The organism is Streptomyces sp. NPDC001858 (genome assembly GCF_053594615.1).
The window spans coordinates 1-13,008 of sequence record NZ_JBSFEV010000061.1; the positions used below are offsets into that span (position 1 = coordinate 1).

12 protein-coding genes are annotated in these 13,008 nt (G+C 68.1%); 3 read left to right on the top strand and 9 right to left on the bottom strand.

What is annotated here, in order from left to right:
• Nucleotides 1-101 precede the first annotated feature (101 nt).
• The 7 genes from ACWCPF_RS42355 to ACWCPF_RS42385 all read right to left on the bottom strand — a co-directional run bounded on the left by ACWCPF_RS42355 (nt 102) and on the right by ACWCPF_RS42385 (nt 6,099).
• On the bottom strand, nt 102-926 hold the full coding sequence (locus tag ACWCPF_RS42355) for an ABC transporter permease (protein WP_451050482.1): 825 nt from the start codon (nt 924-926) through the stop codon (nt 102-104).
• Nucleotides 923-1,879, bottom strand: coding sequence for an ATP-binding cassette domain-containing protein (locus tag ACWCPF_RS42360; protein ID WP_451050483.1), 957 nt, complete (start codon nt 1,877-1,879; stop codon nt 923-925). The genes ACWCPF_RS42355 and ACWCPF_RS42360 overlap by 4 nt, the downstream gene beginning before the upstream one ends.
• Complete coding sequence (locus ACWCPF_RS42365) at nt 1,876-2,763, bottom strand: cytochrome P450 (protein WP_451050484.1); 888 nt, start codon at nt 2,761-2,763, stop codon at nt 1,876-1,878. Before ACWCPF_RS42365 ends, ACWCPF_RS42360 begins: the two co-directional genes overlap by 4 nt.
• A gap of 441 nt (nt 2,764-3,204) precedes the next feature.
• A complete protein-coding gene (locus ACWCPF_RS42370; protein ID WP_451050485.1) occupies nt 3,205-4,167 on the bottom strand; it encodes a DUF2332 domain-containing protein in 963 nt (320 codons plus the stop codon).
• Nucleotides 4,164-4,985 carry a hypothetical protein gene (locus ACWCPF_RS42375; RefSeq protein WP_451050486.1) on the bottom strand — a complete coding sequence of 274 codons (822 nt, stop codon included), beginning with the start codon at nt 4,983-4,985 and terminating at the stop codon, nt 4,164-4,166. The genes ACWCPF_RS42370 and ACWCPF_RS42375 overlap by 4 nt, the downstream gene beginning before the upstream one ends.
• A gap of 258 nt (nt 4,986-5,243) precedes the next feature.
• Nucleotides 5,244-5,390, bottom strand: a complete 147-nt coding sequence (locus ACWCPF_RS42380; protein WP_451050487.1) for a hypothetical protein — start codon at nt 5,388-5,390, stop codon at nt 5,244-5,246.
• Between the two features lie 205 nt (nt 5,391-5,595).
• Nucleotides 5,596-6,099 carry a sigma-70 family RNA polymerase sigma factor gene (locus tag ACWCPF_RS42385; RefSeq protein WP_451050488.1) on the bottom strand — a complete coding sequence of 168 codons (504 nt, stop codon included), beginning with the start codon at nt 6,097-6,099 and terminating at the stop codon, nt 5,596-5,598.
• A 391-nt stretch (nt 6,100-6,490) separates the two neighbouring features.
• Here ACWCPF_RS42385 and ACWCPF_RS42390 point away from each other — a divergent pair, with 391 nt between their 5' ends.
• Complete coding sequence (locus ACWCPF_RS42390) at nt 6,491-8,506, top strand: BTAD domain-containing putative transcriptional regulator (RefSeq protein ID WP_451050489.1); 2,016 nt, start codon at nt 6,491-6,493, stop codon at nt 8,504-8,506.
• A 140-nt stretch (nt 8,507-8,646) separates the two neighbouring features.
• Entirely contained in the window at nt 8,647-9,651 is a 1,005-nt protein-coding gene (locus ACWCPF_RS42395) for a sugar ABC transporter substrate-binding protein (protein WP_451050490.1), read from the top strand.
• A gap of 75 nt (nt 9,652-9,726) precedes the next feature.
• Here the strand turns inward: ACWCPF_RS42395 and ACWCPF_RS42400 are convergent, their stop codons facing one another.
• The gene (locus tag ACWCPF_RS42400) at nt 9,727-10,728 is read right to left on the bottom strand and encodes a LacI family DNA-binding transcriptional regulator (RefSeq protein WP_451050510.1); all 1,002 of its coding nucleotides are present in this window, start codon (nt 10,726-10,728) and stop codon (nt 9,727-9,729) included.
• Between the two features lie 241 nt (nt 10,729-10,969).
• On the bottom strand, nt 10,970-12,175 hold the full coding sequence (locus tag ACWCPF_RS42405; protein ID WP_451050491.1) for an NAD(P)/FAD-dependent oxidoreductase: 1,206 nt from the start codon (nt 12,173-12,175) through the stop codon (nt 10,970-10,972).
• Nucleotides 12,176-12,423: 248 nt separating this feature from the next.
• Between ACWCPF_RS42405 and ACWCPF_RS42410 the strand changes: the two genes are divergently transcribed.
• A complete protein-coding gene (locus ACWCPF_RS42410; RefSeq protein ID WP_451050492.1) occupies nt 12,424-12,882 on the top strand; it encodes an RrF2 family transcriptional regulator in 459 nt (152 codons plus the stop codon).
• Nucleotides 12,883-13,008: the final 126 nt, after the last annotated feature.

Consider the following 13,008-nt stretch of genomic DNA (forward strand, 5'->3'; position numbering starts at 1 on the left):
GCCCCGATACTGGATGTATCGGGGCGATCCCGACAACGCGGCGAGCGTGCGTGCCAGGCGTCGCCGGGCAGACGGGACTTTCGAAACACGCCCTACGGGCCTCAGGCATCCAGGCGGGCGAACGAGCGAATGCCCCACGCGAGTGCCGCGGCGCTCATGACGACGGCGGCTGTGACCCCGGGGCCGATGGTCTGCGGGTCGAAGTCGTCGCGGAAGACAGCTCGCGTCGCTTCCATCACATGGGCCACCGGGTTCAGTTGGGCGAGTCGGTACAGCCAGGCCGGGGCCAGCCCTTCGGTGATCGGCAGCAGGGTGCCGGACAGCAGGAGCAGAGGCATCGTCACGGCGTTCAGCGCGCCCGCGGTGGCGTCCTCGTTCTTGAGGCGCAAGGCCAGGGCGTAGGACGCGGAAGCGAGCGCGACGGCCAGCAGGGCGACGAGCAGAAGGCTCGCCGCCAACCCGGTCCACGAACATTCCAGGCCGAACACCCACCAGGCCAGGAGAACGATCAACGACGACTGCACGACGACGTATGCGGCGATGCACAGGACTTTGCCGAGGACGAGCGCCGCGGCATGCATCGGCGTGACCCGGAAGCGCTCCAGTACGCCGGCACGGTATTCGGCGAGCAGCGTCATTCCCGCAGGGAACGTGCCGACGAGGACCATCTGGAGCATCAGGGAGGGAACGAAGATCACCCAGGTGTCGCCGGGCGGGAAGCCAGGGGTGTGGGCGACGAACTCGGTGAGCAGCGGCCCGAAGAAGAACATGAAGAGCAGGGGCTGAGCCAGGCCCAGGACCAGCCAGGTCGGTTGTCTGGTGCGATGTGACATCTCGCGACCGAAGACCAGCCACACATCGTGTGCCAAGGTGTTCCCGCCCTTGCCGAGGGAGGGAAGAAGGTCTGTCGTCGTGCTCGCCATCATGCCTCTTTCAGGCTACGGCCGGTGAAGGAGAGGAACACATCGTCCAGGGTGGGCCGCTGAACCTGGAGCGAGTGTGCGGAGATGCCCGCCGACTGCAGGGCGCGCATCAGGTGAGGAAGGACTTCTTCCCCCTTGGGCACGCGAAACCTGACCGCGGTCTCACTCGTCGTGATCTGACCGGCTCCTGGGAACCTGGAGACGAGCGCCGCGACCCTCGCCACCGCGTCCGCAGCCACGCCTACGACGACGCTGTCCCCGGAGACTGCCGACTTGAGCGTGTCGGGACTGCCCTCGGCGACGATGCGTCCCTGGTCGACGATCACCAACCGGTCGGCGAGTTCGTCGGCCTCGTCCAGGTAGTGCGTGGACAGCAGGAGTGTGATGCCCCGTTCGGCGTGCATCGTCCTGAGGACTTCCCAGAGGCTGAGCCGGCTCTGCGGGTCCAGTCCTGTGGTCGGCTCGTCGAGCAGGAGGAGGGAAGGCGCGTGCACGAGTCCCAGTGCGAGATCGACTCTGCGCCGCTGTCCCCCCGACAGGGTGCCGGTACGGCGGTGGGCGAGTTCCGTGAGCTGAAGCTGCTCCATCAGTGCGGCGCCTCGGCGCTGCGCCGAGGTACGGGACATTCCGTGGAGGCGACCCTGGACGAGGAGTTCTTCCATGACCGTGGTCTCGGGCGCGGTCCCGCCGGCCTGGGCCACGTAGCCGATCCGTCTGCGCACCTCTGCCGGGTCCCGGAGCAGGTCGTGTCCTGCGACCGTGGCCTGTCCGGCGGTGGGGCGCAGCAGCGTGGCGAGCAGCCGCAGAGTGGTCGACTTGCCGGCCCCGTTGGGGCCGAGGAAGCCCACCAGTTCGCCGGCCTGGACTTCCAGGTCGATACCGTCCACCGCGTGGACGGGGCCGCTGCCGCGTCCGGACTTCTTGTACGTCCGGGTCAGTCGGCGGGTGCTGATCACAGGGACCCCGCCCCAGCAGGTCGCAGTCGGTCCGCCACCGCGGTGTGGGCTCGCCCCGCCGGACTCGTCGACGCGGGGTCCCACACCACCGGGAGGGCGTCGAGTCCGTACACCGCGGAGTATCGACGGAAGTGGAGCTTCTCGACGGGTACTTGGAGCGTCAGCTCCGGGAACCGCTCGAACAGGGCGGGGAGCGCGACGCGCAACTCCATTCGGGCCAGGGGGGCTCCCAGGCAGTGGTGGATCCCGTGGCCGAAGGCAAGATGGCCCCGAGGGTTCCGGCGGGGCCGGAAGCGATCGGGAGAATCGGGGAAAGCCTCGATGTCACGGTTGCCCGACGGGAGCCAGCACAGCAGTCTCTCCCCGCGCCGGATGCGCTGACCGGCGAGGGTGGTGTCCCCGTGTGCGACGCGCGGAATTCCGGTCTGGACGACCGACAGGTAGCGGAGCAGTTCCTCGATGAGCTCCGGGAGCCGCTCGTCGCGGAGCAGGTCGATGTACCGGGGGTTCTGCATCAGCAAGAGGCTGCTGAGGGCCAGCATGTGCGCCGTCGTCTCGAACCCGCCGAGGAGCAGCAGATCGCAGATGCCGGTGAGTTCCTCGTCGTCGAGTTCCTCGCCGTGCTCGCGGATGAGGGTGCCGATCAATCCTTCCCCTGGCGCACGCCGTTGCCGGGCCACGATCCCGGCCATGTAGTGGAGGGAGGCGTCGAGCGCGGCCTTCCGTACCGTCGGGTGGCGTTTGGCGTCGAATCTGATCAGGCTGCGCTTCTGGAAGTCGTCCCGGTCCGCGTAGGGCACCCCCAGGAGTTCACAGATGACGAAGGAGGGGATGGGGAGTGCGAACGAGGACACGAGATCCACGCCGGGGCCGGAACGGGCCATGCCGTCCAAGGTCCGACTCACCGTTTCCGTGAGCTGGGGCTCCAAGTGTTTCAGTCGCCTGGTGGTGAATCTGGGGGCGATCATCTTGCGGAGCCGGCCATGCTCGGGCGGGTTGTACTGGGTTATGTCGCCCCGGGGCACCGTCGGCGTCTCCGCACCGGGTGCAGGGGAGCCTCGATGGGGATCCCAGGCGACTCTGGCATCATTTCCGAAGCGTTCGTGATCGGCAAGGACTTCGCGAACGGCGGAGTGACTGATGACCAGCCATACCACCGCTCCGCTGGGCAGCGTTACTTTTGTGACCGGTTCTTCGGCTCGTAAGCCGGGAACTTCGCCCGGCAGATCGAATCCTGTCCGCCGTAGATGTACGGGTACCCGTATGGCGTTCTTCATGGGTGCTTGCCCTATGTTTCCGGTCGAATATGACACCGTGTGCGAGGCTCACGAATAAAGGGTGAGTTGCAGCCTGGGTTCACTTCTCCACGAATGCGGCTCGTAGGAGATTCTGGCCAAGGGCATCCGTCGGGCCGCCTGCCTGAGGATCTCTTCGATCGCGTCCTGTTGCTGCCGGGTCAAATATCCGAGAAAAAGGCTGTGCCAGAGGACGGTGTATACGTCGTTTCCGCGAACATGCTGCTCGAGTTCGGCATGCAGCCAGCGCACGGCGTCGGCCTTCACGACCCTGAGGTCACTGCGAGCCGCCACGCTGAGGGCATCGTCCAGTTCCAGCTGGTCGATGTCCCGCTCCTGCGGGATGAAGGACCGCAGGATCACGGCGTCGACGGGATTCCCCGGATCGCGCGGTGCGAGGTCGCAGCCCGCCCGGTCGACGATCTCGACCGGCCCCGGAGACCGTCCGGCGGCCGTGAGGCGGACCAGCGAATCCGGGGCGCCCCACTCCCAGCCGTCGCCGAACCAGTGGTACCTGTCGAGCAGCAGGTTCAGGCCGGCGCACGCGCCGATCTCCAGCAACCTGACCCGGGGCGCGGCCAGCATGGCAAGGCCCGCCAGCAGTACTCCGGCGCGTCTGGGCTGATGCTGCTGAACGGGGCGGTCCAGCGCCGCCCGTATCTCCTGCGGGTGCTCCAGCACCACTCGCCGGAAGAGATCCCAGGTCGCCTCGATGTAGCCGGGGTCCTCCATGCGCGAGGTCAGGTGCCGCAGGTGGGTGTCCAAGGCGGGTACGCGGCCGGACAGCACCAGCCATCTGACGCCGGCCAGAACGCGCAGATGAAAGAGTGGGGCTGACGCATCCGGGTGATCACCGACGAGTGCCGCGATCGGCCCCTTTCTCCCGACGTCGTCTGCAAGGCGCGAAATCATCCCGGACGACATCGGTGCGTAGGAGGCCATGCCGCGAGCCATGCCCCGCAGATCGGCGACCGTCCGCTCGTGGTCGGTCATGACGTCGTTCGTGCATGCGCGGACACGTAGGAATACCGTGCCGATGCATTGACCATCCACGTCAGGGCATCGCGATGCGGTGACGTGGACGCCAATGACTCCACGAGGTCGATGAGCCGGCGCCGGATGGTGGCGATCCGCGCGTTGTAGCCCTCGGACACATCAGGATGCCGGAGCCGGTCCCACACCCACTGGCGGGCCGTCGCGTCGTGCCGGGCGTCGGCGTGGGCCCGGAGCAGAGCATCGGCCGCTGGTGCCGGGAGCTCCTCCAAGGCGTGGGCCAGGAGCAGAGTCCGGGTCCCGTTGGCGAGATCGGCGTCCTCCTGCGCGGTGCGGGCCGCACGGTCGTTGGCCGATTGCCGAAGGACGCCGAAGAGTTTGCCGAACGCTCGCCATCCCCGGATCTGCTCGTCCGTCGCGCCTGCCAGTTGAGCGGACATGGCGGCGTCACGGGCGTACGCGGCTCCCGTCTTTCCGCCGTAGCTGACGATCACCCGCGCCCAGCCGTGGTCCGCGTCGGCCACGGCCACGTCCTCCAGCTGCCCATCGGCCGAAGCGAGACCACTGCGCGTCAACTCGCGCGTCCAGACGGTCGAGAGCGAGGGAGGAATGTCCTGCCGGGCGATGAGGACTTGAGGGAGCAGCATGACGCAGGCGGCCGCGGCCACGGTCGCCGAGGACGGGGTGAGTTGCGTACGGCGCAGGTCGAGCTGTCCGTCCATCGCGTCGTCCAGCGTTTCCGCCCCCGCCCACCAGAGTCTGGAGAGCACACAGATGGGCAGCGCCGGCTCCGCCGACCCGGTCAGAGCGCCGTGCACGGACAACGGGAGAAGCCGGAATACATTCTGCGCGCCGCCGTCGAGTTGAAGTATCCGCGTGACAGTGGATCTGAGACGAGGTTCTTCCCTGCACGCGTCGTCCACAACGTCTTGGGTGGCTGCGACAACCTTATGATGCCAGGCCACCAAAGAATCGTGGGGTGAATAGGCCTTTTGTAAGGTCACAGCCATTTTTCACTCCTCGAAGGAAGCGCTCGGGGCAGAGCGGATCTGCCCCGAGCGTTTTTATGCCAGGGGTCAGCAGGAACCGCCGTAATCCTTGTTCCAGCTGCCGCCTCCGCCCATGCAAGCCTCCTCGAACTCCTCGTCCGTCATCTCGACGGATTCGGCGATCCAGTCCCCGGTCAGAACGGTCTCTGCGGCTTCGATAGCGGCAGTACTCATGATGGTTCTCCTCTCGAACTCATGCGGGGCCTTGTTTCACAGTGCTCCGCTTTCGTGATTCGGCGACAGCGCAACACTAAGGGAGCAGGTGCGGGTTGGCAATGAGTTCTGACCTCATGAAAAGACGGCAGGAACACCTTTGAGAGGCGCACTAAAAATTCATTTTCAGTGATTGAACCTCAGCCCGACAGCGTGCGTTGTAGGTTCAGCGTATGTGGAGGGCATGGCGCAGGGCGCGGAGGCCGTAGAACAGGCGGGACTTCACCGTGCCCACGGGAACGGCCAGCGTCCGGGCGGTGTCTTCAAGCGTCTTGTTGAGAAAGTACGTCTCATAGAGCACCGAATAGTGTGCTTCCGACAGGGTCTTGAGGCCCTCGGCCACGACGACGGATGACAACATCCGCTCGATATGGTCGAGTTCGGATGCCTCCTGGTCGAGCCAGGCCGCACCGTCCACCTGGTGAGGGCGGGCCTCGCTGCGCCGGTGGCTGTCGATGACGAGATTGCGGGCGACGGTGAACAGCCACGGACGCAGCATGCTTTCGTCTCTGGAGCCGTACTTGTGCCAGCACCGGATGAGCGTCTCCTGCACGATGTCCTCGGCTTCGTGACGGTCACCGCCCAGGAGCCGGCACACGTAGGAGAGCAGTGCCGGGAGATGTTCGCGGTGTGCGGTGAGCAGGGTGCGTTCCTCCTCGGCGGATCCCATGGATCCCATGGTCGACCAGCCCACAACTTCCTCCACGTGTCGCCCGGTCCTGCCGACCGAGTGGCGGCGTCGCATCGACGTGTACGGTGCCGGAGCACGATGCTGCCGGAAGGTGTGTAACGTTCAATTGACAGGCCATTGACGGCCATGGGCAGTGAACGCCAGTGCTCTACCGTGCCGACCGAGGCGGGTTCCACGGTGGGGCCACGGACCGGTCGGCCATCGGCCAGGGCTGTGGCGGAGGGGCGGTTGCCGGGGGCCGTGACAACCGGAACCCACAGTGCCCCGCCGACTTCAAGTTCCCGTAACACTGTGCACCACGTTCGCCGTCGGTCCGTGGGCGATCATGCTGCAAAGGGCGGTGCAACGCTGGGTTTGGAGGAGGGCGACTGTGCGGTTCACTGTGCTCGGGCCGGTGCGTGCTTGGGTCGAGGAGCGGGAGGTGCCCCTCGGACCCCCTCAGCAGCGGGCGGTGGTGACAGCGCTCTTGCTGCGGCGCGGCCGGGCCATGGGCATGGCCGAACTCATCGAGGCGGTGTGGGGTGAGGGCTTGCCGTCCGACCCGGTCGCCGTCGTGCGCACCTATGTGTCGCGATTACGCAAGGCGCTGGAGCCCGGGCGGGCGCACGGCGAGCCCCCGCGGTTGCTGGTGTCGGTGGCGGACGGCTATGCACTGCGGGCCGACAAGGTCTCTCTCGATCTCGCCGTCTTCGAGGGATGGCTGGCGGACGCCCGCCAACGGATGCTGGCCGGCGACCTCGCGGGGGCTGACGAGCTGCTGCACGCGGCACTGGCCGAGTGGGACGGCACACCGCTGGCGGGGGTGCCCGGACCCTTCGCCGTCATCGAACGGGAGCGGCTCGTCGAAAGCCGACTGGCGGCGGTCGAGCTGCAGTTGTCGGTCAGCCTCGCTCAAGGCCGGCACGAGGACGTGATCGCGGAGATCGCGTCGTTGCGCAAGCGCCATCCCTTGAGGGAACACTTCAGTGAACTGCTCATGCTGGCGCTGTACCGGTCCGGGCGGCAGGCGGAGGCGCTCGACACCTATCAGTCGACGCGTCGCGCGCTCACGGAGAAGCTCGGAGTCGAACCGGGCCGCGCTCTGCGTGATCTTCACAACCGCCTGCTGGTCGCGGACCCGGCCTTGACCCAGACTTCGCGCGCGGGCCGCGCCATGGACGGCGCCGTCGGTGCGGATGCTCGCAGGGGAACGAGAGCGCAGACGCGGGCCCGGACCGCGACTCCGGGGCATGTCCGTCCGTACCAGTTGCCGGCGGACCTTCCCGACTTCACCGGCAGAATCCGTGAGTTGAGCGAGGTGCAGAAGGTTCTGCGGGACGAAGGCGGCCCCGCTGTCGTGACCATCAGCGGAATGGCCGGAATCGGCAAGACCATGCTCGCCGTGCATTGGGCGCACCGGCTGGCGGAGCGTTTTCCCGACGGCACCTTGTTCATCAACCTGCGGGGCTTCGACTCGAACGAGACGGGGCTCGACCCGACTGTCGTGATTCGGCAGTTTCTTGATGCTCTCGATATGGCCCCGCACAAGATCCCGGCGGACCTGCATGCGCAAACCGCCCTGTACCGGAGCCTCCTGGCGGGTCTTCGTGTGCTGATCGTCCTGGACAACGCACGCGACGCCGAACAGGTTCGTCCGCTGCTTCCGGGTTCCTCCGGTTCTTTCGTCATCGTCACGAGCCGGAACAAGCTGCACGGCCTGGTGGCGAGCGAGGGCGCCCACCCGCTCTCCCTCGGTCTGCTGTCCCCCGAGGCAGCCAGGGAGCTGTTGAGACGACGGATCAGTTCCGGTCGGGTCGAGGCGGAACCACGGGCTGTCGACGACATCGTCAAGTTCTGCGGGGGGCTGCCGCTCGCCCTGGCCATAGTCGCCGCACGGGCCGCACTGCAGCCCGGATTCTCGTTGGCCGTGATCGCGGCGGAACTCGCGGACGCCCAGGGAAGTCTGGACGCCTTCGTCGGCACCGATACGGCGACCGACGCGCGCACGGTGTTCTCGTGGTCGTTTCTCGCGCTCACCCCGGAGGAAGCGCGTCTTTTCCAGCTGCTGTCTCTCCATCCGGGACCGGAGATATCCGTCTCGATGGCTGCCAGTATCGCCGCGGTGACACCTCGGGAGGCACGCACCTTGCTCTTCAGCCTGGCCCAGGACAACCTCCTCACCGAAATCGCCCCGGGTCGATACGTCGTTCATGATCTGTTGCGGGCGTATGCCACCGAACTGGCCGCGCACAATTACAGCGAGGCCGAGCGACACCAGGCGGAGAATCGCCTGCTCGATCACCTCATGCACACCGCGATGGGAGCCTCGACCGTCGCGCAGAGCTGGGTGCGAGGCCCTCGGCCGGCCGGACCGGCAGACCTGGGCCCCCTTGTCAAAACGTCCTGACAAACCCGTTGACATCAACGGTGAGCGGCTCCATAGTCATGCCACTAGAGCGCGCTAATGAAGCGCTCTAGTCGCCGGACCAGCCGCCGGGCGCCGGCCTGCAGACCCCACCCTGACCAGCACAGTGAGGTGCAAGGGACATGCGCACACACCACCGAGCCGCCGCTCTGACCGCCACCGTCGTGATCGGTGCCCTGTTCGCCGCCGGCTGCTCCAGCAGCTCCGGCGGGAAGAAGTCCGAGGAGAGCGGGGCCGCCGCCGGCGCGGGCAAGGCGGACACACCCCGGATGACGGTGGCCATGGTCACCCACGCCTCCCCCGGCGACACCTTCTGGGATCTGATCCGCAAGGGCGCCCAGGCAGCGGCCGCCAAGGACAACATCAAGCTCGTCTACTCCAGCGACCCCAGCGCCGGCAACCAGGCCAACCTCGTGCAGAACGCGATCGACCAGAAGGTCGACGGCATCGCCCTCACCGCCGCCAAGCCCGAGGCCATGAAGGACGTGATCGCCAAGGCCACCGCGGCCGGCATCCCGGTCGTCGGCTTCAACTCCGGCGTCGACGACTGGAAGAAGCTCGGCATGCTCGAGTACTTCGGCCAGGACGAGAACATCGCGGGCCAGGCCTTGGGCGAACGTCTCGACCAGCTCGGCGCCAAGCACGCGCTCTGTGTGATCCAGGAGCAGGGGCAGGTCGCCCTGGAGGCTCGCTGCGCCGGCCTGAAGAAGGGCTTCGGCGGCAAGACCGACATCCTGTACGTCAACGGCACCGACATGCCGTCCGTGAAGTCGACGATCACCGCCAAGCTCAGGGCCGACTCCTCCATCGACCAGGTGGTCACCCTCGGCGCCCCGATCGCGCTCACCGCGGTGCAGTCGCTGTCCGACGCGGGCACCGAGGCCCAGGTCGCGACCTTCGACCTCAACAAGGACCTGGTCAAGGCCGTCCAGAGCGGCACGGTCGAGTTCGCCGTCGACCAACAGCCCTATCTGCAGGGCTATCTCGCCGTCGACTCCCTCTGGCTCTACAAGAACAACGGCAACGTCAGCGGGGGCGGCACCGCGCCCGTCCTGACCGGCCCGGCCTTCATCACCAAAGACAACGCGGACAGCGTCGCCGAGTTCGCGGCCAACGGAACGCGCTGACGGCTAGGGCTACGGCTACGGAATCGAGTCGGCCGGCATCGTGCCCACGATGGCGGCCGATTCGCGTCCGTGCGCTCAGAGCGCCTTCTCCCGGGGCGGGCCGCTGCTGCCCCGCACCACGAGCTTCGGGTCCAACACCGCTTCCCGCGGATCCAGTTCGGGGTTCTCCAGCCGTTCCGCCGCGAACCGCACCGCGTGTTCCGCCATGAGCGCCGCGTCCTGGCGGACCGTGGTCAGCCCGATCGGCATCAGATGGGAGAGGTGGCTGTCGTCGTAGCCGACGACGGACACATCGCCCGGCACATCCACGCCGGCCCGCGTCAGCGCCATCAACAGGCCCATCGCGCTACGGTCGTTGCCCGCGAGGACCGCCGTCGGCAGCGCCTGGCCCCGGTCGCGTTCCGCGAGAAGCAGCCGGCCGGTCGCGATGCCGGACTCCTCGGTGTGATCACCGGGGACGACCCGCGCCTCGGCCTCCAGCCCGTGCCGGCGCATCGCCGCGCGGTAGGCCCGCCGCCGCTCGGCCGAACCGGGGCCGTGTCCGCCGTCGATGTGCACGATCCGGCGGTGCCCCAGCTCGAAGAGGTGCTCCATCGCCTGCCGTACGCCCTTGCCCTCGGCGGAGTGCACGAAGTCGACGTGGGCGTGCGGGACCCGACGGCTGACGGAGACGGCGACCGTGCGGCGGCCGAGTTCCTCCAGGAACGCGGGCTCGGCGAAGGAACCGAGCAGGATCACCGCCTCGCAACGGTGGCTGAGCAGCGCCTCGACCGCCTTCTTCTCGCTGCGGCCCGGCGTGGTGCCCGACAGCAGGACCTCGTAGCCGAGCCGCTCCGCCTCCGGGTAGATGCCCTCGACGAGGTTGGTGTGGAAGATCTGGTGGACGTGGAACATCACACCGAGCGTGCGACTGCGGCCACGGGCCAGCAGCCGGGCCGCGCTGTCGGGCCGGTAGCCGATCTCGTCGGCGACCCGCAGGACGCGCTCCCGGGTCTCGTCGCTCGCTCCCGGCTGGTGGCGGAACACGATCGAGACGAGCGCCCTGGAGACGCCGGCCTTCTTGGCGACGTCCGCCATCGTGGGCCGCTGCTTGCCCGATGCATCCACCTGAACCCACCCTTCGACGCGACCACTCCAGGACGGGTCCCGGCGCGCACTGGAGATCCCCGGCGACAGGCCATGGACAGGACATTTGGACAGAGATCATCGTACTCGGACCGGAGCGCACCAGTGGTGCGCGCGTCCGAGACGGCGAGGCCGTCCGCCGCGGTGCACGGGCACACGCGGCGGACGGCGGTCAGTGGACGGCGAACGACCGTCAGGCGTTGGACCAGCGGCCGGCCTGCTCGAGGATCTGCTCCGGGTCGTCGGTCGGCGGGTAGATCCAGAGCGCGTTGATGTTCTGCTTGAGGGTCTTGGCCTCCTCGCCGGTCAGCGCGATCTGGCGGTCCCAGCCCTGCGTGAGGATGGCGCCGGCGGGGCCCAGGTCGAGGCAGGTGACATAGGGGTCGGCGGTGAAGGCCTGCGCGTCGAGGCCCAGGAGGTCGGCCGCCACGTTGCGGCCGGCGAACTTGCCCATGGGCAGGGCGTGCTGGCAGGACTGCGTCGCGGAGTGACCGTCCTCCATGGCGGCGAGCGCGGTGTCGCCGGCCGCGAAGACGTCGGGCACGCCGACGACCCGCAGGTGCTCGTCCACGGTGAGGCGGCCCAGCCGGTCGCGCTCGCCGGGGATCTGGGCCGTGAGCGGGCTCGCGGCCATGCCGGCGGTCCACACGACGGTCGCCGCGGGGATCACTTCGCCGTCCGAGAGCGTGATGTCCTGGCCGGTCACCGATGCCACGGTGCGGCCGAGACGGCGCTCGATCTTCAGCTGGTCGAGCGCTTCCTCGATGTTCGGGCGGGGGCCCGCGCCGAGCTCGGGGCCGACGACGTCGGCGCGGTCCACCATCACGACGCGGACCTCTTCGGCGCCGAGGTGACGGTCGGCGATGGCCTGGAGGCGTCCGCTCAGCGCGGTGGCGAGCTCCACGCCGGTGAAGCCGGCGCCGACGACGACGGCCGTGAAGCGGCCCTGGGCGGGGCTCCGCCCGGGCAGCCGGCGCAGGTGGTTGTCGAGCGCGGCGGCCGTGGCGAGGGTGTCGACGTCGAAGACGTCCTTCGAGCCCGGGAACTCGGGGCGCACGGCCTGGCTGCCGGTGGCCAGCACCAGCTTGTCGTAGGACAGCTGCAGTTCCTCACCGGTGCGGGCGAGGGCGCGCACGGTGTGCGCCTCGGTGTCGATCCCGGTGACGGTCGCCGCGACGCGGCGCACGCCGATCGGGCCGAGGACGCGGTCGAGGGCGACGCGCATGCCGTCCGGAGCGTCCTCGTACAGGCGGGGGCGTATGACCAGATCGTCGCCGCCGCTGACGAGGGTCACCCGAATTTCGTCACCGGGGGTGCCGGCCTCCCGGGCGGCGCGAACGGCTGCCGCCGCACTCCACACGCCGGCGAAGCCGCCACCGATGATCAGGACATCCTTCATGAACTTCTCCGTTTTCGAAGGCGAAGTGATGAGCCGGTGCTCCAGCGGCCGGTGCTTCCAGGAACAGGGGTTCCATGGGCAGAGGCGCCGTGGGCAGGGGCTGTCTACCGCGGCGGCCTCCCGCAGGGCCCGCGCCGCATAACCTGGACGCTATATATCCTGGATATTGGATGTCAAGATTTCAGGGCCGAGGCCGCCCGACCGATGCGGCACTTCGATCGTGGACATGTAATGTCCGTAATATGCGAATGGCTAAAGGGGTCGAGTGGGCTCTGCACACCCTGCTGAACCTCGACATGGTCGGCGGCGGCCCGGTGGGCAGCGGCCAGCTCGCCGACGCCCACGGCCTGTCGGCCTCCTACCTCAACAAGCAGCTGCAGCAGCTCGCCCGGGCCGAGCTCGTGGTCTCCGTGCCGGGGCCGCGCGGGGGTTTCCGGCTGACCAGACGCCTTGAGGACATCACCCTCCTCGATGTCGTGGAGGCCATCGAGGGCAGTACAAAGGTCTTCCACTGCACCGAGATCCGCTGCGGCGGCAGAATCGGCGCGCTGTCACCGCCGCCGACGGGCGTCTGCGCGGTGAACGCGGCCATGCGGCGCGCGGAACAGGCGTGGCGCGAGGCACTGGCCGCCCAGACTCTCGCCGACATCAGGGCGACGGTGGACGACCCGTCGGTCCAGCAGATCGTGCGCTCCGCGCTGGAATGACCGCACGCACCACACCCACACCCTCACCGACGTCGGCAGCCGGCAAAGACGACTCCTCGCGCTCGACGCGTCCATGCGTGCATCACGAACATACCGTGTGACCCAACACCTTGTCACACGACGCGG

Coding starts and splice junctions, on each gene's coding strand:
- ACWCPF_RS42355 (WP_451050482.1), bottom strand. CDS start 926: ATGATGGCGAGCACGACGACAGACCTTCTTCCCTCCCTCGGCAAGGGC.
- ACWCPF_RS42365 (WP_451050484.1), bottom strand. CDS start 2,763: ATGGCCCGTTCCGGCCCCGGCGTGGATCTCGTGTCCTCGTTCGCACTC.
- ACWCPF_RS42370 (WP_451050485.1), bottom strand. CDS start 4,167: ATGACCGACCACGAGCGGACGGTCGCCGATCTGCGGGGCATGGCTCGC.
- ACWCPF_RS42380 (WP_451050487.1), bottom strand. CDS start 5,390: ATGAGTACTGCCGCTATCGAAGCCGCAGAGACCGTTCTGACCGGGGAC.
- ACWCPF_RS42385 (WP_451050488.1), bottom strand. CDS start 6,099: ATGGGATCCGCCGAGGAGGAACGCACCCTGCTCACCGCACACCGCGAA.
- ACWCPF_RS42395 (WP_451050490.1), top strand. CDS start 8,647: ATGCGCACACACCACCGAGCCGCCGCTCTGACCGCCACCGTCGTGATC.
- ACWCPF_RS42400 (WP_451050510.1), bottom strand. CDS start 10,728: ATGGCGGACGTCGCCAAGAAGGCCGGCGTCTCCAGGGCGCTCGTCTCG.
- ACWCPF_RS42405 (WP_451050491.1), bottom strand. CDS start 12,175: ATGAAGGATGTCCTGATCATCGGTGGCGGCTTCGCCGGCGTGTGGAGT.
- ACWCPF_RS42410 (WP_451050492.1), top strand. CDS start 12,424: ATGGCTAAAGGGGTCGAGTGGGCTCTGCACACCCTGCTGAACCTCGAC.